26 protein-coding genes are annotated in these 23020 nt (G+C 68.4%); 12 read left to right on the forward strand and 14 right to left on the reverse strand.

From position 1 onward, the window contains the following. Positions 1–734, forward strand: a 734-nt coding sequence (locus tag A9310_RS11670; RefSeq protein ID WP_139104599.1) for an amino acid permease, incomplete at its 5' end; no start/stop codon positions are given. Here the strand turns inward: A9310_RS11670 and A9310_RS11675 are convergent. After that, the gene (locus A9310_RS11675; RefSeq protein WP_058251612.1) at positions 731–979 is read right to left on the reverse strand and encodes a DUF2530 domain-containing protein; all 249 of its coding nucleotides are present in this window, start codon (positions 977–979) and stop codon (positions 731–733) included. The genes A9310_RS11670 and A9310_RS11675 overlap by 4 nt on opposite strands. Before the next feature lie 24 nt (positions 980–1003). Here A9310_RS11675 and A9310_RS11680 point away from each other — a divergent pair, with 24 nt between their 5' ends. Both A9310_RS11680 and A9310_RS11685 read left to right on the forward strand, forming a co-directional pair. Next, positions 1004–2572 carry an NCS2 family permease gene (locus tag A9310_RS11680; RefSeq protein WP_065630755.1) on the forward strand — a complete coding sequence of 523 codons (1569 nt, stop codon included), beginning with the start codon at positions 1004–1006 and terminating at the stop codon, positions 2570–2572. 105 nt (positions 2573–2677) lie between these two features. Continuing rightward, the gene (locus A9310_RS11685; RefSeq protein ID WP_065630756.1) at positions 2678–3142 is read left to right on the forward strand and encodes a MarR family winged helix-turn-helix transcriptional regulator; all 465 of its coding nucleotides are present in this window, start codon (positions 2678–2680) and stop codon (positions 3140–3142) included. Positions 3143–3191: 49 nt separating this feature from the next. On the opposite strand, the gene A9310_RS11690 is transcribed toward A9310_RS11685, so the two are convergent. Then, complete coding sequence (locus A9310_RS11690) at positions 3192–4415, reverse strand: GNAT family N-acetyltransferase (protein ID WP_065630814.1); 1224 nt, start codon at positions 4413–4415, stop codon at positions 3192–3194. An 80-nt stretch (positions 4416–4495) separates the two neighbouring features. Between A9310_RS11690 and A9310_RS11695 the strand changes: the two genes are divergently transcribed. Further along, positions 4496–5350, forward strand: a complete 855-nt coding sequence (locus tag A9310_RS11695) for an RNA methyltransferase (RefSeq protein ID WP_065630757.1) — start codon at positions 4496–4498, stop codon at positions 5348–5350. Continuing rightward, positions 5347–5646, forward strand: coding sequence for a DUF2537 domain-containing protein (locus tag A9310_RS11700; protein ID WP_065630758.1), 300 nt, complete (start codon positions 5347–5349; stop codon positions 5644–5646). The genes A9310_RS11695 and A9310_RS11700 overlap by 4 nt, the downstream gene beginning before the upstream one ends. Here the strand turns inward: A9310_RS11700 and A9310_RS11705 are convergent. The 5 genes from A9310_RS11705 to A9310_RS11725 form a co-directional block, all read right to left on the reverse strand. Further along, a complete protein-coding gene (locus tag A9310_RS11705; protein ID WP_065630759.1) occupies positions 5643–6410 on the reverse strand; it encodes a hypothetical protein in 768 nt (255 codons plus the stop codon). The two genes, A9310_RS11700 and A9310_RS11705, sit on opposite strands and share 4 nt — an antisense overlap. Continuing rightward, positions 6411–7376: a septation protein SepH gene (gene sepH, locus A9310_RS11710; protein WP_065630815.1), complete on the reverse strand. Its 966-nt coding sequence runs from the start codon at positions 7374–7376 to the stop codon at positions 6411–6413. A gap of 233 nt (positions 7377–7609) precedes the next feature. After that, positions 7610–8755 carry a phosphoserine transaminase gene (serC, locus tag A9310_RS11715; RefSeq protein ID WP_065630760.1) on the reverse strand — a complete coding sequence of 382 codons (1146 nt, stop codon included), beginning with the start codon at positions 8753–8755 and terminating at the stop codon, positions 7610–7612. Between the two features lie 185 nt (positions 8756–8940). Next, positions 8941–9837: a hypothetical protein gene (locus A9310_RS11720; protein ID WP_065630761.1), complete on the reverse strand. Its 897-nt coding sequence runs from the start codon at positions 9835–9837 to the stop codon at positions 8941–8943. Positions 9838–10012: 175 nt separating this feature from the next. Further along, entirely contained in the window at positions 10013–11140 is a 1128-nt protein-coding gene (locus A9310_RS11725; protein WP_065630762.1) for a citrate synthase 2, read from the reverse strand. A 128-nt stretch (positions 11141–11268) separates the two neighbouring features. On the opposite strand from A9310_RS11725, the gene pdxH reads away from it, so the two are divergent. Beyond that, entirely contained in the window at positions 11269–12003 is a 735-nt protein-coding gene (gene pdxH / locus A9310_RS11730) for a pyridoxamine 5'-phosphate oxidase (protein ID WP_065630763.1), read from the forward strand. Between the two features lie 25 nt (positions 12004–12028). On the opposite strand, the gene A9310_RS11735 is transcribed toward pdxH, so the two are convergent. Beyond that, positions 12029–12475 (reverse strand): hypothetical protein, encoded by a 447-nt coding sequence (locus A9310_RS11735; protein WP_137810790.1) that lies wholly within the window; start codon positions 12473–12475, stop codon positions 12029–12031. Between the two features lie 158 nt (positions 12476–12633). Here A9310_RS11735 and A9310_RS11740 point away from each other — a divergent pair, with 158 nt between their 5' ends. Together A9310_RS11740 and A9310_RS11745 are read left to right on the forward strand one after the other, a co-directional pair. After that, positions 12634–13902 carry an MFS transporter gene (locus A9310_RS11740; protein ID WP_065630765.1) on the forward strand — a complete coding sequence of 423 codons (1269 nt, stop codon included), beginning with the start codon at positions 12634–12636 and terminating at the stop codon, positions 13900–13902. A gap of 44 nt (positions 13903–13946) precedes the next feature. Beyond that, a complete protein-coding gene (locus tag A9310_RS11745; RefSeq protein ID WP_065630766.1) occupies positions 13947–15020 on the forward strand; it encodes an isopenicillin N synthase family oxygenase in 1074 nt (357 codons plus the stop codon). Between the two features lie 15 nt (positions 15021–15035). Here the strand turns inward: A9310_RS11745 and A9310_RS11750 are convergent, their stop codons facing one another. The 6 genes from A9310_RS11750 to A9310_RS11775 form a co-directional block, all read right to left on the reverse strand. Beyond that, positions 15036–16100 (reverse strand): oxygenase MpaB family protein, encoded by a 1065-nt coding sequence (locus tag A9310_RS11750; RefSeq protein ID WP_065630767.1) that lies wholly within the window; start codon positions 16098–16100, stop codon positions 15036–15038. Between the two features lie 54 nt (positions 16101–16154). Beyond that, entirely contained in the window at positions 16155–16424 is a 270-nt protein-coding gene (locus A9310_RS11755; protein ID WP_058251595.1) for a DUF4235 domain-containing protein, read from the reverse strand. Between the two features lie 65 nt (positions 16425–16489). After that, positions 16490–16747 carry a DUF3618 domain-containing protein gene (locus tag A9310_RS11760; protein ID WP_065630768.1) on the reverse strand — a complete coding sequence of 86 codons (258 nt, stop codon included), beginning with the start codon at positions 16745–16747 and terminating at the stop codon, positions 16490–16492. After that, on the reverse strand, positions 16748–17143 hold the full coding sequence (locus tag A9310_RS11765; RefSeq protein WP_035718303.1) for a phage holin family protein: 396 nt from the start codon (positions 17141–17143) through the stop codon (positions 16748–16750). It abuts the gene before it with no gap. Positions 17144–17243: 100 nt separating this feature from the next. Beyond that, on the reverse strand, positions 17244–18116 hold the full coding sequence (locus A9310_RS11770; RefSeq protein WP_065630769.1) for a biotin-dependent carboxyltransferase family protein: 873 nt from the start codon (positions 18114–18116) through the stop codon (positions 17244–17246). Next, complete coding sequence (locus A9310_RS11775) at positions 18113–18778, reverse strand: allophanate hydrolase subunit 1 (protein WP_065630770.1); 666 nt, start codon at positions 18776–18778, stop codon at positions 18113–18115. The genes A9310_RS11770 and A9310_RS11775 overlap by 4 nt, the downstream gene beginning before the upstream one ends. A 127-nt stretch (positions 18779–18905) precedes the next feature. On the opposite strand from A9310_RS11775, the gene A9310_RS11780 reads away from it, so the two are divergent. The 4 genes from A9310_RS11780 (at position 18906) to A9310_RS11795 (ending at position 23014) form a co-directional block, all read left to right on the forward strand. Next, positions 18906–19856 carry a carbohydrate kinase gene (locus A9310_RS11780; RefSeq protein ID WP_065630771.1) on the forward strand — a complete coding sequence of 317 codons (951 nt, stop codon included), beginning with the start codon at positions 18906–18908 and terminating at the stop codon, positions 19854–19856. A 61-nt stretch (positions 19857–19917) separates the two neighbouring features. Then, complete coding sequence (locus tag A9310_RS11785; RefSeq protein ID WP_078113443.1) at positions 19918–21240, forward strand: citrate synthase; 1323 nt, start codon at positions 19918–19920, stop codon at positions 21238–21240. Positions 21241–21296: 56 nt separating this feature from the next. Further along, positions 21297–21665 (forward strand): FKBP-type peptidyl-prolyl cis-trans isomerase, encoded by a 369-nt coding sequence (locus A9310_RS11790; protein WP_058251588.1) that lies wholly within the window; start codon positions 21297–21299, stop codon positions 21663–21665. 14 nt (positions 21666–21679) lie between these two features. Next, positions 21680–23014, forward strand: a complete 1335-nt coding sequence (locus A9310_RS11795) for a deoxyribodipyrimidine photo-lyase (protein WP_065630816.1) — start codon at positions 21680–21682, stop codon at positions 23012–23014. The last annotated feature ends 6 nt before the right edge of the window (positions 23015–23020 follow it).

Raw genomic sequence — 23020 nt, forward strand, 5'->3', positions numbered from 1 at the left:
CCCGGGCGATCGTCGGATCGGTGGTCGCCGCCGCAGCCCTGGGACTGGTCTTCCTCATCGTCCTGACCACGGCGATCGAGGACGTCCGGGCGGTCACGGCCGACGGGTCGCCGGTCGCCGCGATCATCCGGGAACAACTCGGGCCGGTCGCCGAGCGAATCCTGCTCGCCTGCATCGTCTTCGCGATGTTCGGCGCCGGCATGGTGGTGATGGCGGCCTGCGCCCGGCAGGTCTTCGCGATGTCCCGCGACCGGCGCTTCCCGGCGCACCGGCTAATGGCCAGGGTGAACCCCCGGACCCAGACCCCGGTGCCGGCGACGCTGCTCATCCTCGGCGTCGGGGTGGTGCTGATGCTGGCCCTGCCCGGGGCGGCGCTGATCGAGCTGATCATCGCGTCGACGATCCTGCCCGCGCTCATCTACGGCGGGACCGTCGTGCTGTACCTGGTCGTCCGAAAGCGTCTGGAGCGCAAGTCCGGTGGGTTCAGTCTCGGACGTCTCGAGGYGCCGGTCGCCGTCGCCGCGCTGCTCTGGGTGGGGGTCGCCCTGCTCGTACTCGTCACGCCCGACGACGCGCGGGTGCCGACCCTGATCGTGCTCGGGCTGATCGCGGCGGGCGGCATCTACTTCGTCGCCCTGCTGTTCGGACCCGGTCGCGTCCTCGAACACGAACCCGGTGTCGACGAATTCGCCGCGGCCGCAGAACCGGACGGGGCTGAACCGGACAGAAGCTAGTCGAGACCTTCCTGCGCGCCCCGATCACCGCGTCGGACACCGGCGCGCTGGACGAGGACGATCGTCGTCCCGAGCAGACCGACGGCCAGGCCCACCAGGCACACCGGCAGCGCGCGGTCGCCACCGAGATCGGTGAGGGCGACGATCACGGTCGCCACCACCCACCCGATCATCCCGACCACGATCACCGGCTCCGGGGCGCGCAACGCGCGGGGGAGTTCGGGGATCTCGAGTGTCGTGGACATGGACAACAGGGTAGCTTTCGGAACGTGCCACACGATGAGCCGAGTGAGTCTCGCGATCTGAGGTCCTCCGACACCCCGGGTGCGGACATGTCGAAAGGGAACCTCCCCACGGAGCCCGACTTCCCCGCGACCACCCCGGGGCCGGATTCTGCGGTCCCGCGCGGCCCGCTCGACCGGTTCTTCAAGATCTCCGAACGCGGTTCGACGATCAACCGCGAGTTCCGCGGTGGCCTTGTCACGTTCTTCACGATGGCCTACATCGTGGTGCTCAACCCGATCATCATCGGTGGTATCCCGGGCGGGGACAAGAACACCGATGTCCTGGGCAACGTCCTGCCGCTGGCGCAGGTCGCCGCGGTCACCGCGCTCGTCGCGGGCGTGATGTCGATCCTGTTCGGCCTGGTCGCCAACTATCCGTTCGCGATCGCGGCGGGTCTCGGCATCAACAGCCTGCTGGCGGTGTCCATCGCGCCGCAGGTGACCTGGCCCGAGGCAATGGGTCTGGTGGTCGTCGACGGCATCATCATCGTCCTGCTGGCCGTCACCGGATTCCGCACCGCGGTGTTCAACGCGGTGCCCCCTGAACTGAAAGCCGCGATCGCGGCGGGGATCGGTCTGTTCATCGCCTTCATCGGTTTCGTCGACGCGGGATTCGTCAAGCGCATCCCCGATGCCGCCGGCACCACCGTCCCGGTGCAGCTGGGCAGCGACAACTCGATCTCCACGATCCCCACACTGATCTTCGCGGTCGGGGTGCTGCTGATGGGCGTCCTGGTGGTGCGTCGGGTCCCCGGCGGCCTGTTGATCGGTATCGCCATCACGACGGTGCTGTCGATCGTGCTGGAGCGGATCTTCGATTACGGGTCCAGCGTCGACAACCCCTCCGGCTGGGGTCTCAGCGTGCCCGACATCCCCAGCGCCCTCGGCGGTCTGCCCGATCTCAGCCTGGTCGGTGACGTCGACCTGTTCGGCGCGTTCACCCGGATCGGTGTGCTCGCGGCATCGGTGCTGGTCTTCGCGCTGGTGCTCTCCAACTTCTTCGACGCCATGGGCACGATGACCGGCCTCGGCAAGGAGGCCGGGCTGGCCGACGAGAAGGGCAACCTGCCCGGTATCGGCCGAGCGCTCGTCGTCGAGGGGACCGGCGCCATCGCCGGCGGTGCCGCCTCGGCGTCGTCGAACACGGTGTTCGTGGAGTCCGCGTCCGGTATCGCCGAAGGTGCGCGCACCGGCCTCGCCAACGTGGTGACCGGAATCCTGTTCCTGGTGGCGATGTTCCTGACACCGCTCTACGAGGTGATCCCGCTCGAGGCGGTCGCCCCCGCGCTGGTGGTCGTCGGCGCCATGATGATCGGCCAGCTCACGTCCATCGATTTCAAACGGCTCGACTACGCGCTGCCGGCCTTCCTGACGGTCGTCTCGATGCCGTTCACGTACTCGATCGCCAACGGTATCGGCATCGGCTTCATCAGCTGGGTCGTGATGGCGACCGCGGCGGGCAAGGCCCGCACTGTGCATCCGTTGCTCTGGTTCGTCGCCGCGATCTTCGTCGCCTACTTCGCGCGCGGACCGATCTCCGACCTCATCGGCTGACGAACTTGGTCGTCTGTCCGGGTTTGCCCGTTTCGGTGTCGTCCACCCGGTTCAATTTCGTCGCGGACGGGCAGCGAGGCCGATTTCCTGGCCTACGATTTGGCAATGCATGCACCTTGTGGTGACGGAAGTCTGTCCGGCGACCTGTCCCTCGCCGTGGTGCGCCTGGCGCGCCGACTCCGAGGTCGGCGGGAGAACAAGCTGGTCTCGCTCACTCAGCTGTCCGCCCTCAACACGCTGCACCACGAGGGCCCGATGACACCAGGTGCGCTCGCGGCCGCCGAGCGGGTTCGCCCGCCGTCGATGACCAGGGTCATCGCCTCGCTGTCGGATCTCGGGATGATCAAGCGCGAACCCCATCCCACCGACGGCCGTCAGGCCATCGTGACGTTGTCCCCGGAAGGCGTCGAAGTCGTGACCGACGAACTCGCCGCCCGCAAGGCATGGTTGAGCGACCGCCTCGCGGAACTGTCCGCCGAGGAGCGGGACATCCTGCGGGAGGCCGTGCGCATCGCCAACAAGATCCTCGGGCAGGCCGACACCGACGTCCCGCGCTCACGCGCGATCTGATCCCGCTCCCTGAGGAGTCCCGGAGCTTGCGGAGGGACGTCTCGAAGGGTCAGAAGAACGTGCCCGAGAACGGGGCGCGGTCGGTCATGAACGCGTGGTCCAGCGCGCGCAGCGTCGCCGGGGAGTCGACGCGCAGCCGTCCCGCCGCCGCGAAGGCCGAGGGTCGGATCCCGCCGAGGTAGATGCTTGACAGCACCGAGATGTCGAGCGAGACGGTGGGCGTCGCTCCCGACTTCGCCGGCGCGACGATCGCCCCGCCCTCGCGTACCGAGATGTCGAAAACTCCTCCGTGGCCGCGGAATTCGTCGGTCACCTCGATCACGGCGTTCAGGTCGGCGGCATAGTGACGGGCGCCGAGTGCGGCCGGGACGTCGAGGATGCGCAGCCACATCGTGTCGGCGGTCCCGGTGACCGACACCGACCGCGGATTCACGAGTTTCTGCGACAGCGGGTCGTCGACCGGGATGGTCGCGGTGAGCGAGGGGATGAGGTCGAGGCTGATCAGGACGCGCCACAGATCGGTGTGTGCGTCGTCGGTGACCGCGGAGACCTCGTTGACCTCGCCGCGCACCGCGCCGGTCTCGTCCTTGTAGATGCGATAGCTCGCATAGCCGTCGGCGTGGAGCAGGTAGTGCAGACCGCTCGCCGACAGCGGCCGCTCCGACGCCCGGTCGGCCAGGATGGGATTCCACCAGGCGGGGGTGCGGGTGAGCGCGCCCGGGGTGGTCAGCGTCCACCGCGCGTGGAGGTCGGGGATCGCGGCGGCGACCGCGTCGGCGTCGGCATACCGGACGGTGGCATCGTCGGGCTGGGCCGCGCGCATCTGGGCGCCCGGGCTCAGCGACACCGAGTTCGCGAAGCACGCCGGTCCGAAGCCGAAGCGTTCGTAGATGGTGCCCTCACTCGCGGTGAGTATTCCGAAGGTGTACTTCTCCGATTCCCACTGCTCGACGAGTTCGGTGAGCATGCGGCGGAGGATGCCACGCCGCCGGTGGGTCGACGCCACCGAGACCCACGACAGTCCCGCCGCGTCGGACACGCCACCGCCGGGCAGCGACATCGACATCCGGTAGAACATCGCCACCCCGACGAGGGGCCGCGTGTCCAACCCGGTGTCGCGCACCAGCACGACGTCGTCGTCGGCGACCTTGCCGCGCAGATCGGCGACCTCGTCGTCGGGCAGCGGGTTGCGCATGGCGAACGCGCGGGCATCGGTGGTGATGATGTCGGCCCAGTCCGCGTCGGTGGCGCGGGCGAGGGACAGACGTGACATCGGAGTCGAATCGCTGGTCACGCCCTCCACAGTTTCACACCCGTGCGCTGCCGGTTTCGTCCGGGTGGCAGACTGTTGCGGTGCCCGGGCTCGCAGTGAACGTGATCGACATCGACGACACGGAGGACCCGCGCGTCGACGACTTCCGCGACCTCAACTCCGTCGACCGCCGGCCCGATCTCCCGGTTCTGCCCGGCGGGCGCCCGGGTCGCGGTCTGGTCATCGCCGAAGGTGTTCTCGTCGCCCAGCGGATGATCGCGTCACGGTTCGCGACCCACGCCTTCCTCGGTGTCGCGAAACGCCTCGACGAGCTCGACGCCGATCTCTGTGATCCCGGGCTGGCCGGTGTCCCGTTCTTCCGCGCCACCGCGGAGGTCATGGCCGAGATCGTCGGCTTCCACCTCAACCGCGGCGTGCTCGCCGTGTCGCGCCGACCGCCCGTGCTCACGGTGCCGGAGGTCCTCGAGAGCGCGCGGACCGTTGCGATCCTCGAAGGTGTGAACGACCACGAGAACATCGGCTCGATCTTCCGCAACGCCGCCGGATTGGGCGTCGACGCAGTGCTTTTCGGTCAGGGTTGCGCCGACCCGCTGTACCGCCGATGCGTTCGGGTATCGATGGGCCATGCACTGCTCGTGCCGTTCGCGAGATTCGACGACTGGCCGCGCGGCCTGGACCTGGTGCGGGAACGTGACTTCCGGCTGGTCTCGTTGACGCCCGATCCCGCCGCCGTGACCCTGGCCGAAGCCGTCACCGCCGAGAAGGTCGGCTTCCTGGTCGGTGCGGAGGGCCCCGGTCTCACCGCGTCGGCGATGGCGGCCACCGACGTGAAGGCGCGCATCCCGATGAGCCGGGGCACCGACTCGCTGAACGTGGCGACCGCTGCGGCCGTTGCGTTCTACGAGCGCGCCCGGTCGGGCACCATGGGATCGTGACCGTCAAGCGGGAGGGTGTCGAACCGACGCCGTGGGCCCTGGGGCTGATCGTCGGTGCCTCGTGCGCGCTGTTCGCCGCATTCGTCTTGGTCGGCGTCTACCTGCTCATCGGCGAGATCCTGCGGTTCCTCGGAATCGCCGCCGTATTGGTCGTCGCAGGCGGACTCGGATGGACCCTCTGGGAGTTCCGGGCGCGGCCCGTGTGGCGGTGGGTCGTGTGGGGACTGCTGCTCGGCTTCCTCGCCGGGGTCGCGTCGTCGATCGCGCTGCTGGCGATGGGACGCCCCGCACCCTAGAACCCGAAGTACTCGCGGATACGCCCGCGCTTGCGAGCGTCCTGACCCGGCGATCCCGTCCGCTCCCGGGCGCGCGAAGCCGTTGCGGCGCGGTAGTTCTCGTAGTCGGCCGCGGTCGGTTCGTATTCGGCCGGGTGTAACGCGAAGCAGGTGACGGTGATCTGGGCCGGGTCGAGATCGGACTCCGCGAGCGGGTGGGTGTAGCGGAACCCGAGCCACGCACGGTTCGATTCCTCGGCGAGGTGCGCGGGATGGAAGGGGAGCGACATGGGTGCGGTGGGCACGCCCTCGGCGTGGCTGAGCGGGTGTTCGCCACCCCAGAACGGCTTCTCGAACGTGAACGGCAGGCCGTGGTCCTCGTGGATGGTGACCGGGTCGGCGGCGAAGGAGCGTCGGAGCGTCCCCGACTCCCACCGGGCGAACACTCCGAGTGAGGAGTCGGGCTCGGTGTAGAGGAGGGTCGTGGTCGCGCTGGGACGGATCCGCGCGAGCGCGCGGGTCAGCGTCGACGGCGTGGTCGTCTCGAACAGCGAACACGACACGACGGCGAGCGGGCCGTAGAACCCGGCGTAGACGTGGGTGTCGCGGACCGCGGCAGCGGACGCGAGATCGGTGTCGACGAGCGGGACCAGGACGCTGTCACCGAAGACGGTCGTCGCGACCTGCTGGGCGTGCTGGGAGTCGTTGGCCGGACGCGAGCGGAGAATCGCGGCCGGGTCGTCGGTGTCGATGAACCAGACCGTCGCCGCGCGCGCGGAGGACACTCAGCTGTTCCCGTTGCTGCGCACGCCGAGCAGGACATCCTCCCACGCCGGGACCGCCGGTTTACGTGCCTTCTTGCGGCGCGGACGTTCGGGGCCGGACGACGGTGCGGGCACCGATTCGTCGGCGTCGGCGTCGTCGGCGTTGGAAGTGGCCGCCGCGTCGTCCGTGTCCGAGGCTTCGGCGGTGGCGGCGGACGGCTCGTCGTCGAATCCGAAGTCGAACGGCACGGCGCCGTCGTCCTCGGCCGCGGTGCGGCGGTCGTGCCGGGCGCGCTGCGCACCGATGATCGAGGCTGCGTCGATGGTGACCTCTTCGCGTCCGTCCGGGGTCGTCTCGACAGCGACTTCGGGGGTGGCGACCGGGGTCAGCCGACGACGGGGCGCGATGGTCTCGGGATGGGTGAGCTCGTCGGCCAGGTCGTCGAGCGGGTCGACGCTGCCACCGTGCGATCCCGGCTGGTAGCGCCAGTGCGCCAGGTTGTCGGTGCGTCCGACGCTCCACGCGACCTGGACCACCCAGTACCCGTCGTCGCCCTTCCATGCGTCCCAGTCGGCGTCGTTGGGATTCTGGCCGTAGGCGAGGAGTCCCTCGGCGACCGACTCGACCAGGGTCGCCACTGCCGGGCCGTCATGGCGGATGGGATGCGCGGCGCCGGCGAGTTCGGTGGCGCGGCTGCGCTCGAGGAGGACCGGGTGGGCGAAACGTTCGATCTTGTCCACACCCACCCCGGCTGCGGCCGCCACCTCGGCGACGGTTGCACCCGCTCGGATTCGTGCCTGGATTTCGCGTGGCCGCAATGCACTCTCCATCTCGATCTCGATCTGTCCCAGTCGTGAGATGTCGCCGCGGGCGGCGGCGCGGAGGCGTTCGTCGGAGGCGATGCGGAATTTCTCGCCCGATTGCGGGTCCTGGCAGATGACATGGGAGCCGTCGGTTTCCACCCCGACGACGCGGAGCTCACGCATCTGCTCCTCCTCCGGTCGGTGCACGCATTGGGGTCACATTAACTCACCGATCTGCCGGTTCACTGTGGGACACGCGGCAAAACCGCAGTTCAGCACGCGTGGGGCGCAAGCGACGCCAGCGATCGATGCGTCGTATGTGGTCTGTGGGAACCAGGCTACCGGTTCGGTGAAGCACCACCGGCGCGCCGCAACGATCTGTGCGGCGCGCCGGCGGCGAGGTGTCGAGCTGGGGATCAGAGGCGCTCGACGATGTAGTCGATGCACTGGGTGAGCTTGCTGACGTCTTCCGGCTCGATGGCCGGGAACATGCCGATGCGCAGCTGGTTCCGGCCGAGCTTGCGGTACGGCTCGGTGTCGACGACCCCGTGCGCGCGAAGGATCTTCGCGACGGCCGCGGCGTCGACATCGTCGTTGAAGTCGATCGTGCCGACGACCTGGCTGCGGTTGGCCGCCTCGGTGACGAACGGCGTGGCGAACTCGCTCGCCTCGGCCCACTGGTAGAGACGCGAGCTGGAATCGGCGGTGCGCGAGACGCACCAGTCGAGGCCGCCGTTGTTGTTCATCCACTCGATCTGGTTGGCGAACAGCAGCAGCGATCCGACGGCCGGGGTGTTGTAGGTCTGGTTCTTGCTGCTGTTGTCGACGGCGGTCGGCAGCGACAGGAACTCCGGGCACCAGCGGTCGGTCTCGGCGATCTCGGCGATGCGTGCGAGCGCCCGCGGGCTCATCAGCGCGACCCAGAGCCCGCCGTCGGCGGCGAAGCACTTCTGCGGCGCGAAGTAGTAGACGTCGGCGTCGGTGATGTTGACGGGCAGACCGCCCGCACCCGAGGTGGCGTCGATGGCGATGAGCGCGTCATCCGAACCGGCGGGACGGACGACGGGCACCGCGACGCCCGTCGAGGTCTCGTTGTGTGCCCAGCCGATGAGGTCGACGCCGCCGAAGTCGTCGACGGTCAGCGCGGCCGGGTCGGGCGCGGTGCCGGGGTCGGTCGAGATGACCGCGGGCGAGTCGAGGAAGGGGGCTTTCTTCGAGACCGTCGCGAACTTCGACGAGAACTCGCCGTAGGTGAGGTGCAGTGAACGCTGCTTGATCAGGCCGAACGCCGCGGCGTCCCAGAACGCCGTGGTGCCGCCGTTGGAGATCACGACCTCGTAGCCGTCGGGCAGCGAGAACAGGTTCGACAGACCCTCGCGGATGGAGCCGACGACGTTCTTCACCGGTGCCTGGCGGTGGCTGGTGCCGAACACCGAAGCGCCGGTGTCGACGAGGGACTGCAACTGCTCGGGGCGAACCTTCGACGGCCCGCAACCGAAGCGGCCGTCCGACGGCAGCAGGTCGGCGGGCAGGGTGATGGATGCGGTGGCGGCTTCGCTCATGACGGCAATTCTAGGGAGTGGCCCTCGCCACCTGTGGGGGCGCCTCGGGTTAGGTGTCGGCAGCCGGGTGGTGCAGCGGCGATCTCTGCGCCGGTGGCCCCATGCAGAATCGCTGTTTCATCGAAAGGTGCGCTACCTGGAAGTAGCGCACCTCTGGGTCGAGTAGGGCTTCTGGGGCGGGCACGTCAGACGAGTCCCGCATCGCGGAGGGCACCTGTGATGAGGCCACGGAAGTGATGCGGGTCCAGGAGGTCCTGCCACGTCCACCGCACGACGAGCCGCCCCGTTCGCCGGATGGCGTCCTCACGTCGTTTCTCGTCGACCACCGTTTCCGACGCGGGCGTGCCGAACTGTCCCGAGTACTTGACCTTGCCGTCGAACTCGCCGATGACCTTGTCGTCCCAGCCGAAGTCGCCGCGGGCAACGAACCTGCCGTCGCCGTCGAGGATGGTCACCTGGAGGTTGGGGAGCGGGAGTCCGACGGCGATCATCGTTGCGCGGCTGAAGGATTCGCCTACGCTTTCGGATCGTGCGTCGGCCATCGAGAGCGCCTGACGCAGTTGTCGGATGCCCTTCATCTTGATGCTCGACGCCACGACGGCCTGGATCTCGGCGTGTGTGATGCCGGAGCGGAGACCACTGTCGAGGCAGCAGACTGCCTGTTCGAACGTCCCCAGGCGGGCCACGTCGGCGACCGTGCGGGCCGGCGTCGTCACCCGGACGTTGTCGACGGACATCACCTGCTCGTCCGGCAGGTTGTCGCGGTGTATGTGGATCTTGTCCCCGGTACGACCGGTCTTGGACGAGGTGAAGTGGACTGTGGTCATGTCCGGTCGGAGGAGGGGGATGCCGTGGAGCGCGGCGGCGGACTCGTGGCTGACCACGCGTCCGTTCCCGCCGACGGCCACGGCGCCGCGGATCTTCAGGCGATAGCGTTCGAGCTCGTCGTCGGGCGCGGGTCCGAGGTGCACCGCACCTCGCCATACGCTCCGCAGCGCGCCAGTCTCCTGACGCAACCGGATCTCGTCCTCGCCGAGACGGGCTGCGAGAGCGGACCGTCGGATCACGTGATTGTCGGGCATGCGCTCGATGGTGAGGCCGCCCCGGTCCGATTGCGGGTGCCTCGGCGTCCCTGTGGAATTCACTCAGACGTTGTCCACAGCCGATTGGCCTCCACAGGGTCGCTACCTCGACCACAGATTCGCTATCTGTGAATAGCGAATCTGTGGGGGAAGTAGCGATTCTGGTGGAACGGACCTACAGGCCCGGCTTCACGACGTCACCCCAGCCCTCGACGTCCTCGGGGCGACGGGGGCTCGGGCCGGTGTAGATCGCGGCCGGGCGGACCAGCTTGCCGAGGCGCTTCTGCTCGAGGATGTGCGCACACCAGCCGGCGGTCCGGCCGCAGGTGAACATCGCCGGCATCATGTGCGTCGGCACCTCGGCGAAGTCGAGGATGACCGCCGCCCAGAACTCGACGTTGGTCTCGATGGCGCGGTCGGGGCGTCGTTCCCGGAGTTCGGTGAGCGCGGCCTGCTCGAGTGCGGCGGCGATCTCGAAGCGGGGGACGCCCAATTCCTGGGCGGTGCGGCGGAGCACGCGGGCACGCGGGTCCTCCGCGCGGTAGACGCGATGCCCGAAGCCCATGAGCTTCTCCTTGCGGTCGAGGATCCCCTTTACGAGTCCCCGTGCGTCACCGGTGTTCTCGACCTCCTCGATCATCGGCAGCACGCGTGCGGGGGCGCCGCCGTGGAGGGGGCCGGACATGGCGCCGATCGCGCCGGACAGCGAGGCCGCGACATCGGCTCCGGTGGAGGCGATCACCCGTGCGGTGAACGTCGACGCGTTCATGCCGTGCTCGGCGGCGCTGACCCAGTAGGCGTCGATCGCGGCGATGTGCCGGGGATCGGGGTCGCCCTTCCAGCGGGTCATGAAACGTGCGGTGACGGTGTCGCATTCGTCGATGACGTGCTGGGGGACCGCGGGCTGGTGGATGCCGCGCGCGGACTGCGCCACGTACGACAACGCCATCACCGACGCGCGGGCGAGGTTGTCGCGGGCGGTTTCGTCGTCGATGTCGAGCAGCGGCTGGTAACCCCAGATCGGGGCGAGCATGGCGAGCGCGGCCTGGACGTCGACGCGCACGTCACCGGTGTGGATCGGCAGCGGGAACGGTTCGGCCGGCGGTAGGCCGTCGCCGAACTTGCCGTCGACCAGGAGGGCCCACACGTCGGCGAAGGTCACCTTGTTCTCGACCAGGTCCTCGATGTCGACGCCGCGGTAACGGAGGTTGCCGCCGTTCTTGTCCGGTTCGGCGATGTCGGTCGTGAAGGCCACCACGCCCTCGAGTCCGGCGACGAAATCCTCGGGAACAGTGTTGGCCATGGCAACCCACCTCACTCGACGTCCGTGTCGTGCATCCACRAGGATGCAATCCACGACGAACTGTAGATCAGCACGACGCCCCGCGTGTACCCCGGAGTAACGAGCACGGTCGGAGTAGCGTCAGGAAAGTGCTGGACGAGTCGCGCGACCCCATCGACCTGCCGAACATGCGCGTCGGATACGGCGGCGGCATCCCACCGAACATCGGCGAGGGCGACCGCGCCGCCGGTGCCGACGGCATCCGCGAGAACCTCGACCCGAGCTGGCTGCGCGGCGACCCGCCGTGGCTCGATCTCTTCCACGTCTGGCTCCGCGAAGCCGTCGACGCTCGGATCGCCGAGCCCAACGCGATGGTCCTCGGCACCGCCGACGCCGAGGGCAGGCCGTCGACCCGCACCGTCCTGTGCAAGGGGGTCGACGCGAACGGCGTTGTCTTCTTCACCGGGTACGACTCCGACAAAGGCCGACACCTGGCCGCGAATCCGTATGCCTCGGTGACGTTTCCCTGGATCGCGCTGGAACGGCAGGTGCACTTCCGCGGACCGGTCGAACACGTCAGCGCCCTGGAGATCCAGGCGTACTGGGAGCTTCGACCCCGCGGGTCGCAGCTCTCGGCGGCCGCGTCCGAGCAATCACGGCCCATCGGCAGCCGCGTCGAACTCGAGCAGAAGGCCGCCGAACTCGCCGAGGCCTACGGCGGGTTCGACGAGGGTGCCGAGGTCCCGGTCCCGTCCGATTGGGGTGGGTACCGCATCGTCCCGGTCGAGGTCGAGTTCTGGCAGGGGCGAGCGAACCGCCTGCACAACCGGGTTCGGCTGACCCACGTCGATCACTCCTGGCGGGCCGAACGGCTGCAGCCCTGAGCGTCGACACCCGTTCTGCGGGCCGTCAGCGGTAGTCGAGGCGGTTCGGGTCGAGTCTGGCGATACCGCACTGCGCCTGGGCGAAGATCGGTGCCCGGTACACATGGTGCGCGACGCGTACGCCGTTCACCCAGATCGTGCAGCGGGCATAACCGCCCCACGACGTGATGTTCGCGGCTGTCTGTTGTCGCTGCTTGTGCGAGGTGAAAGTGGTTGTGGTCGACCACAACCGGGTCTTCGGATCGTAGTCGCGCAGGCTCATGCCCACGCGGCCCCCGCGAGGTGACATCCGGTTGTGACCGTCGACCCACCAGAAGCCGTACGCGCTCTGCTGATCCGACGCGACCTGCACCGTGATGCGATCGCCGGCCGTCGGATACCGCGGACCGGCCTGTGCCGTCCCCGGAACCGCGAGGCCGAGTACGACGGCCACCGCGACCGTCACCACCGTCATCCAGCGTCGAACACCCATGTGCATCCCCTTCTCCGAGCCCCGACCAAGGTGCAAGGTGCGCCTCGGGCGGAATGACCATAGCGGAGGGCAGCGACCACGCGACGGCACTGTCCACAGGCGGCCTTGCGGAGTGCCTGCGTGGCCGGACGTCGGCGGGCGGTCCTAGCATCATGGAAATGCCCCGCCTCCTCGCCGACACCGCGCCGCTGCGCAACCAGTACTTCCGGCGACTGTGGCTGGCGAACATCGTCACCGTCATCGGCGCGCAGTTGAGTGTGGTCGCGGTGCCGGCCCAGATCTACGAGGTCACCGGTAGCTCTGCCTACGTCGGACTGACCGGTGTCTTCGGCCTGGTGCCGCTCGTCGTGTTCGGGCTCTGGGGTGGGGCGCTGGCCGACGTCGTCGACCGCCGGACCCTGCTCATCATCACGACCGTCGGCCTCATCGTCTGCAGCGCCCTGTTCTGGGCGCAGGCCGCGGCGGGTGGGCAGAACGTGTGGATCGTGTTGGTGCTCTTCGCCGTTCAGCAGGCGTTCTTCGCCGTGAACCAGCCGACGCGGACGGCGGTGCTACCGCGGCTGCTCGACGCCAAGGACCTGCCCGCCGCGCTGTCGCTGAACATGACGGTCATGCAGGCCGGCGCCATCGCCGGGCCACTCGTCGGCGGCGCCCTGATCCCCGTCCTCGGCTATTCGCTGTTGTATTTCGTGGACACGATCTTCCTGCTGCCGACGCTCATCGCCGTCGCGATGCTGCCGTCGCTGCGGCCGGAGAGCGATGCCGCGCCCAAGGTGGCCGGCCTGCGTTCGGTCCTCGAAGGGCTGCGGTATCTCGCCGGGCACAAGATCCTCCTGGCGTCGTTCCTGGTCGACCTGATCGCCATGATCTTCGGCATGCCGCGGGCGCTCTTCCCGCAGATGGCCCACGAGAACTTCGGCGGCCCCGAGGGCGGCGGCATCGCCTTCGCCCTGCTGTTCACGGCGATCTCCGCGGGAGCCGTCGTCGGTGGGATCTTCTCGGGCTGGGTCGCCCGCGTGCAGCGCCAGGGCCTGGCGGTCATCGTGTGCATCATCATCTGGGGTCTGGCGATCACCGGAACCGGGATCGCGGTGTCGTTCGCCGACGGCACAGCCATGCCGATGCTCCTCGTCGCGGTGGTGTTGCTGATGATCGGCGGTGCGGCCGACATGGCGTCGGCGGCGTTCCGGCAGTCGATCCTGCTCACCGCCGCGACCGACGAGGTCCGCGGCCGACTCCAGGGCGTGTTCATCGTCGTGGTCGCCGGCGGGCCCCGGATCGCCGACGTCGCCCACGGCGCCGCGGCCGCCTCGATCGGGGTCGCCGCCGCGACCGCGTTCGGCGGTATCGCGGTCGTCGTCGCGACCATCATCGCGGCGTTGCTGATCCCCGCCTTCGTGCACTACCGCGCCGGTCAGCGCACCTGAGAACGGGTTCCGCCGACCAGCGCGGTCTCGCGATCGGTGCCACCATGGACGCCATGACCGCCGCCGCCACCGGATTCGACGTACCGCTCATCGACATCTCGCCGTACACGCGGAACGGTGACCCGGCCGATCGGGCCGTGGTGGCGGCCAGGTTCGACGACGCGGCGAGTTCGGTCGGCTTCATCCAGGTCGTCGGGCACGAGATCCCCGCCGCCGTCATCGACGAGTTCAAAGCCGCCATGGACGTCTTCTTCGCGCTGCCACTGGAGCTGAAGAAGACCTACCGCACGCCGCCGGAGATCAATCGGGGATACGCGCCCCCGAAGTCGGAATCCCTGTCGTTGTCGCTGGGCGTCGAGTCCGCGGCACGCATGAACGACTTCTTCGAGGCCTTCAACGTCGGCGTGGAGGCGACGCAGTACCCGGAACTCGATCTGCCCGCCGACCACTACGCGACGAACACGTGGCCGGCCGTCGAGCATTTCCAGGCGGCGGTGTCGGCGTACTTCAACGAGGCACGACGCGTCGCCCACACGCTCACCAGGATCTTCGCCGATGCCCTCGACCTACCCGCCGACTTCTTCGAGGGATTCACCGACCATTCGCTCGACGTGCTCCGGATGAACAACTATGCGCTGCCGCCCGGTGAGATCGAGCTGGACGGCGACCTCACCGGCATGGGGGAGCACACCGACTACGGCATCGTGACCGTGTTGTGGGCCGACCAGGTCAAGGGTCTGCAAGTTCTCGACCAGCACGGTGACTGGCACGACGTGAGTCCCGCCGACGGTGCGTTGCTGATCAACCTGGGCGATCTGATGGCGCGCTGGACCAACGAGCGGTGGATGTCCACCCTGCACCGGGTGAAGCCGCCGGTCGTCGACGGAACGGTGGAGCGGCGTCGTTCGGCTGCCTATTTCCACGACGGCAACCTCGACGCGATGATCTCGACACTGCCGTCGTGCGTGGGGGCGGGCAGCCGCTATTCGCCGATCACCGTGGGCGAACACATCGGTGCGAAGCTCGCCGGCTCCCGAGCGGGCCGTCCGAACCCGCACGCCCCTCGGGAGGCCGGACGTGTCCGGCAGGCGATGCGCCGAAGCCAGGGGCAGCAGTAGTCGTTCGGGCGTATGTCAGTCCGCGGTGAGCACACCCGGGTACGACGCCCGCCGTGCCGCGGTCACCGGGCAATAGTGCATCGGGTTGCCGCGCTCGCTCTGCGGCGGGAGATTGCGCGTCGGCGTGTGCACGATCGGTGCATCCACGGCGACCTTGCCGTGCACGCGATCCCACGCATCGCGCGGTCGGGGGTGGCGCAGCGCCCGCTTGGGTAGGAGCTTGTGCATCACGAGGTTGATGCCCTTACCCACCAGACGGAATAGACGTTCGTCCTTGTCGGTCCACTCGAGCCCGAGGATCTCGCGGATCGGCTCGTCGTAGAACCCGGTGGTCAGCCACATGAACAGTTTCTGGTTCTGCGGCACCAGGTACCGGTCCCACAGCCACGTCGGGATGAAGCTCAGGAACGGCGGGGGCGGCAGTTGGGTGATGTCGAGGACCGTGCGGACCGATACGTGATCACGAAGCACGTTGCGGCACATCTGGTCCCAATACTCCAGGAAGTCCTCGTAGGTCTCCGGGACGGGACGCATCGAGACGCCGTACTGGGCGTACCAGGCTTTGGACTCCTCGAAGAGCTGCCGCTTCTGGTCCTCGGTGAGGAAGGGTCCGAAGCGTTCGCACAGTCGGACGTTGCCGTACCAGAACGTGGCGTGGGCCCAGTAGAAGACGTCGGGATCCAATGCGTGATAGCGGGACCCGTCCTCCATGGTGCCCTTGACGGCGAGGTGGTAGTCGCGCACCTCTTCCCCCGTCCGGGCACCCGGGATGACGGAATCGAAGACGACGCCGCTGATCGGATACAGGGAGCGCATCAGGCGCTGCCACCGTTCGCCGAAGAAGTCCGAATGGTCCCACACCGCCGCACCCAGCTTGGGATGCATGTTCTGGATCGACCCGGCCCACAAGCCCTGGAACATCCCCGTCCAGGTCCCCCAGATCTGCCAGGTCAGCGAATCCGGGCCAAGGGGTTCGTACCCGTGTGTCGCCGACGACGCCGCGCCGGCCGGGCAGGTGGCCTCGGCCGACGCGGCGTCGACGGGACAGGTGTCCTGGGAAGCGTGCAGAACCTCGGCCATGAGACGAAACGATAGGTTCGTCTCACTCGGGTGTCAACCGAGGTCTACCGAGAGTCACTCCGGATTCTCGTGGGTCACCGCCCGGTACCCGCGCGCTCCGGCGCGGTCGACGGCGGCGCGAACGAGACCGAACACGAGTCCTTGCAGCGCGGCGGCCACGAGAACCTCTGTGTTGCTGCGCTCGAGATCCTTGGGATCGGGCGCCGACTCGTCGTCGGAGATCCGCTTCCAGATCTGCCCGAACACCGCGCCCGCGGCGATACCGCCGAGCACGCTGGTCGCGAGGGACATCGGTTTGTACATCGCCTTCGATACGGCACTCATGACAGCTCCTTGCTCTTGGCTCGACTACAACCGCCCGACGGCGGCCTCTCAGCGACGACGGCCGGTCAGCGACGACGGCGGCGGATCACGATGAACGCGCCCAGCGCCACCACCGCGGCGACGGCCGCACCGATCAACACGGTCTGGTTCTCCTGGGCCTTCACCTGCGCGGTATGCGCGGTTTTCGACGCCGCCTCGTTCACCCGTGCCGGGACATCCAGCTTGGCCGCGAGAGCGTCGACCGTCTCGGCCAGCTCCTCCCGCTGTTGTTCGATCGGCGGCGGATCGTCGGTCGGATTCTGGTCGGGATGTGTCTCACTCATCTACAGGTGCTCCTTCACAGTCGCCACGTCACGCTGGACACTCTCGACGGTTCGCTCCGGTGCCGGGGGCACAGCGGATTTGGCGCGCTTGGCGCCGATCGCCGCGGCGGCCCCGCCGATGACCAGCAGCACGACGCCGACGATCACCGCTGCCAGCCACGCCGGCACGGCGTTCGCCAGTCCGAGCACGGCCGCCGCGACCAGCGTGCCGAGGCCGAACAACACCAGCAGTGTGCCCGCGCCGGAAATCCCCGCACCCACCCCGATGCGGGTGCCCTTACCCTTCATCTCCGCGACGGCGTGCTGCAGTTCGGTCTTCACCAGGGTCGTCGTCTGCTGTTGCAGACGTTCGACGAGTTGCACGGTCGACAAGTCGTTCACAGACGGATCACTCACGCTCGTACCTCCTATCGGGACGCTCGTATGCGTTCCCGCGGCCGTCGAATCCGAAACGTCGGATTCAGCGCGATCAGCATCGACGGAATCGGATCTCCGATCAGCACCGACGAAATCGGATCTCCGATCCGGGTACAAGCTGCGCGGCCAGGTCCACCGCGCCCGCGGCGAGGACCGCCACCACGGGGTAGCCGCCGGTGACCGGGTGATCGGCGAGGAAGATCACCGGACGGCCGCTGGGCGGGACCTGGACCGACCCGTGGGCGATCCCCTCCGAGCGGAGCTCGGCGGCGCCGGCGCGATGGGCGAGGAGCGGCTGCGCCGACCCCTCCGCGCGGTCGATCCGCACCCCGACCCGGTTGCTGTCGGACCCGACCAGCCACGTTCCGACGAACAGATCGGACGGCGACTCGAGATGCCCGGCCCGCGGACCCTCGTGGCACTCCAGCACGACGACACGAGGGTGGTCGCGGTCTGCGGGGGCGGACAACGCGGTGGGCCAATCGCCCGCCGCATGGCCCACGGGCAGACGGTCGTCCGTGCCGAGAGGTGGCGGTCCGAGCCCGGACAGCGTATCGGTCGCCCGGGAACCCAGTACGGGCTCGACGTCGATCCCACCCCGCACGGCGATGTAGTTGCGCAACCCCCAACCGGGGGTGTCGAGGGCCAGCTCGTCACCGGCGCGCAGCACCAGTGCCGCGGCGAGCCCCGCGGGGACCCCGTTGTGGCGCACCACGGTATCCGCCCCGGTGACCGCGACCAGGACGTCGGCGTCGACGCGTGCCCGGAACCCGCCCATCGTCGTCTCGACGACTGCCGCCCACTCCGCGTTGCCCACAAGGCGATTGGCCAGCGCGAGGGCCCCACGATCAGCACCGCCGGAACCGGGGACACCGAGATCGGCGTAGCCGGGTCGGCCGTGGTCCTGAACAGTCGCGAGGGGTCCCGTCGCGAGAACGGTCAGCGAGGTCATGTGTCGTCGCGTCCGGCGTCGACGAAGCGGACCACCCGGCCCGCAGCGAGCCGGGCGGGGGGATCGGCACCGGCATCCCACAGCCGAACATGGGTGCGGTCCAGCAACTGCCACCCGCCGGGACTCGACCTCGGGTACACCGCGCTGTACCCGGCGGCAATCGCGACCGACCCCTCCGGAACATTCGTGCGGGCCTCCCGGCGTCGGCCGACGGCGTCGAACGGATGCGCTGCCTCGTCGTCGGCGACGAGATACCCGAAACCCGGTGCGAAGCCCATGAACTGGACGCGCCATCGGGTGCGACAGTGCAGCCCGATCACCTCGTCGGTCGTCATCTCCAGTGCCGCAGCGACATCCGGGAGGTCGGCGCCGTCGTACGCGACCGGGATGACGATCTCGTCGGTGCTGTGGGTGTCGGGATCGGCCGCGCTCTTCCGACGCCGGAGCGCCCGGCGGACACCGAGTTCATCCAGCCCGCGGCCGGGACGGGCCTGGACCAGGACGGTGTGCGCGCTGGGCACGAGGTCGGTGACCTCGGGGAGTTCACCACCCCGGATCGCTTCGCGGAGCGCCGCGACCGCGCTGAGTACCGCGGCCGACGGTGAGTCGTCGGCCGAGAAGTCGAGGACCACCGCGTCGGGGCCCGCCGGCAGCTCGTGCATCCAACGAACTTACCCCGCGCGACACAAGGTTCCGGCGCGCGAACTCGTCGAGGTGTCCACGCCCCGATGGCAGACTCGAGACGAGACGCCGGATGCGGGTGCCCGGCGCGGGCCGTGAGGAGGCAGAGTGAGAGAGATCGTCGTCTGCGGTGAGGCGCTCGTCGATGTCGTACAGCAGGGCGGTGGCCGGCACGACACGACCGCCGGCGGTCTGGCGCCGTTGCAGCCCGCCCTCGGTGGTGGCCCGTTCAATGTGGCAATCACGCTGGGACGGTTGGGGAGTGCGGTCTCACTGCTGTCCGCGGTGTCCACCGACACCTACGGCGATGCGGTCCTCGACGCACTCCGGGCCGCCGGCGTGGGAACCGCGTTGGTCCAGCGTCGTGACGAGCCCACCTCGTTGGCCCTGGCGACCATCGCCGACGACGGTTCGGCGCACTACTCCTTCTATGTGGAGGGCACCGCGGATCGCGCGATCGGCGATCCCGGCGCACTGCCGCCGACGGTCGCGGCGGTGACCTTCGGAACCCTCTCGCTGGTCCTGGAACCCGGTGCCACGGTGTACGAGAACCTGATGCGCAGATGCCGGGCCGAGGGCCGAGTCGTGGTGTTGGACCCGAACATCCGGCCCGCGGTCATCGCCGACCCCGAGGCCTATCGACGGCGCTTCCGGAGCTGGATGTCGTCGGTGGACGTGGTCAAACTGTCCGACGAGGACGCGGCCTGGCTCAACAAGGGGTCCGCGGGGAGTTCGACGACAGACTGGCTGGCCGACGGCGTCGCCGCGGTGGTCACCACGGCGGGAGCCGCGGGCATCACCGTTCGCACCGCGGCCGGTGAGGTGACCGCACCGGCTCCGGCCGTCGATGTCGTCGACACGATCGGCGCCGGGGACAGCGTGCTCGGGGGCCTCGTCAATCACCTGGACCGGCGTGGTCGACTCACGCCCGGAGCAGTGCGTTCCCTGACCCTCCAGCAGTGGCGGGAAGCGGCTGAATTCGCAGCTCACGTGGCTGCGGTGACGGTCTCGAGGCCCGGCGCCGACCCTCCGTGGGCGGGCGAGCTGAGAAGCGACTAGGTTGTACCTGTGTGTCCTACCCGGTCACTGTAAAAATCTCTGATCTGAATAAGGGGTTCGTGTGTCTGCTGAAACAGTCCCAGCCGACCAGGCGTCCGACACGGCCTCAGCGACCTTCACCTACCCCGGTGGACAGCTGGAGCTCCCGATCCTGAAGGCCACCGAGGGCACCGACTCGGTCGCGCTCGGCAAATTCCTGGCCGAGACCAATCTGACCACCTTCGACGGTGGCTTCGTGAACACCGCGTCGACCAAGTCGGCCATCACCTACATCGACGGTGACGCCGGCATCCTGCGCTACCGCGGAATCCCGATCGACCAGCTGGCCGAGAAGTCGACCTTCATCGAGGTGAGCTACCTGCTCATCTACGGGGAGCTCCCGACTCCGTCGCAGCTCGAGGACTTCACCACCAAGATCCAGCGCCACACCCTCCTGCACGAGGACCTCAAGCGCTTCTTCGACGGATTCCCCCGCAACGCTCACCCGATGCCGGTGCTCTCGAGCGCGGTCAACGCTCTGTCGGCCTACTACCAGGACTCGCTCGATCCCAAGGACGACGAGCAGGTCGAGCTGTCGACGATCCGCCTCCTCGCGAAGCTGCCGACCATCGCGGCGTACGCGTACAAGAAGTCGGCGGGACAGCCGTTCCTGTATCCCGACAACTCGCTGAGCCTCGTCGAGAACTTCCTGCGGATGACCTTCGGCTTCCCCGCGGAGCCCTACGAGGTCAACCCCGAGGTCGCCAAGGCCCTCGACATGCTGTTCATCCTGCATGCCGATCACGAGCAGAACTGTTCCACCTCGACCGTCCGCCTCGTGGGTTCGTCGCAGGCCAACCTGTTCACCTCGATCTCCGGCGGCATCAACGCACTCTGGGGCCCGCTGCACGGCGGCGCCAACCAGGCCGTGCTCGAGATGCTCGACGACATCCGCGCCGACGGTGGCGACACCAAGGACTTCATGAAGCGGGTGAAGAACAAGGAGGCCGGCGTCAAGCTGATGGGCTTCGGTCACCGCGTCTACAAGAACTACGACCCGCGCGCCGCCATCGTGAAGAAGACCGCCGACACGATCCTGGAATCGCTTGGCGTGCAGGACGACCTGCTCGACATCGCCAAGGGTCTCGAAGAGGTCGCCCTCAACGACGACTACTTCATCGAGCGCAAGCTGTACCCGAACGTGGATTTCTACACCGGTGTCATCTACCGTGCGATGGGCTTCCCGACGCGCATGTTCACCGTGCTGTTCGCGCTGGGACGCCTGCCGGGGTGGATCGCGCACTGGCGCGAGATGCACGAGGACCCGACCACCAAGATCGGCCGTCCGCGTCAGCTCTACACCGGCTACACCGAACGCGACTACGTGCAGATGGGCGATCGCTGAGCGACCGTTCCGACGCACCGCCTGACCGCCGAACACCCGACTCAAAGGAGAGTCCAGTGACCAGCACCGAGAAGCCAGTGGTCGAGTTCCAGGCGGGACCCCCGCCGGCCGACCTCACCATCTCCGACCTCATCGTCGGCGAGGGCGAGGAAGCCGCTCGCGGCGGCATCGTCGACGTCCACTACGTCGGGGTCGACTACGAGACGGGCGAAGAGTTCGATTCGTCGTGGGATCGCGGCCAGTCGGCCAACTTCCCGCTGGACCGGTTGATCCCGGGCTGGCAGGAAGGCATCCCCGGGATGAAGGTCGGCGGACGCCGCCAGCTGACGGTTCCGCCCGAGCTGGCCTACGGCTCCGCCGGTGCCGGACACCGTCTCTCGGGACGGACCCTCGTGTTCGTCATCGACCTGCTCGGAGTGGGCTGACGTCCGCCACCGAACTGGTCTGGCTCAGGCGCGATCTACGCCTGAGTGACCTCCCGCCGCTCGCCGCGGCCGCCTCGAGGACCGATTCGTCGGTCCTCGTGTGCTTCGTGGTGGACCCGCGGCTGGAGAAGTCCGCGGGCGAGCGGCGGCTCGCGTTCCTGTTCGACTCCCTGCGGGAACTGGACGACAAGCTCGACGGCAAGCTGCTCGTCGTGCGGGGCCGACCCGAGGTCGAGATCCCGAAGCTGGCCCGGGCGGTCGACGCCGAACGGGTGCACATCTCCGAGGACTTCGCCCCGTTCGGCCGCCGACGCGACGAGGCCGTCGCCGACGCGCTCGGCGACATCGAGCTCGTGGCCACCGGGTCGCCGTACCTCGTCTCACCCGGTCGTGTCACCAAAGACGACGGCGAGCCGTACAAGGTCTTCACCCCGTACTTCAAGCGGTGGCGTGACCACGGCTGGCGTGCGCCCGCCGACTCGTCGGTGCCTGCGAAGAAGATCGTCGATCCGTCCGAGCTGACGAAGACCGGGCGCATCAAGATACCGAAGTCGCCGACCGGGTTGTCGTTGCCCGCCGGTGAGGACGCGGCGCTCGAGCGGTGGGCCGAGTACGTCGACGACGGTCTCGCCGACTACGACTCCGGCCGCAACGATCCCGCGGGTGACAGCACCAGCCGGATGTCGGCGTATCTCAAGTACGGCAACATCCATCCCCGCACGATGGCCGCCGATCTCGGCAAGTCTGGTTCTGCTCCCCGAGGTGCGAAGGAGCGCAGCGACGGAGCCTCGAGGGGGCCGCAAGCGTATCTACGCGAACTCGCCTTCCGCGACTTCTACGCCGACGTGCTGTTCCACTGGCCACATAGCTTGTGGCACAACTGGAATCGACAGTTCGACGGCATCGACCTCGACACCGACAAGAAGGCCTACGAGCGTTTCGACGCATGGAAGGCAGGGCGTACCGGTTTTCCGCTCGTCGACGCCGGGATGCGTCAGCTCGCGGAGACCGGGTACATGCACAATCGGGTGCGCATGGTGACCGCGTCCTTCCTCGTCAAGGACCTGCACCTGCCGTGGTGGTGGGGAGCGGAATGGTTCCTCGAGCAGCTCATCGACGGTGACATGGCGTCGAACAACCACGGCTGGCAGTGGGCCGCCGGTACGGGAACCGATGCGGCGCCGTACTTCCGGGTGTTCAACCCCGAGGCGCAGGCCAAGAAGTTCGATCCCGACGGCGAGTACGTCCGACGCTGGGTCGGTGACGTCGAAGCCGACGACTATCCCGAGCCGATGGTCGATCACAAGGCCGAGCGTGAGGAAGCGCTCCGCCGTTTCGGCCAGATCTAGCTGATC

The sequence above is a fragment of the Gordonia sp. UCD-TK1 genome (genome assembly GCF_001691435.1).
In the GTDB taxonomy this organism is placed as follows: domain Bacteria; phylum Actinomycetota; class Actinomycetes; order Mycobacteriales; family Mycobacteriaceae; genus Gordonia; species Gordonia hongkongensis.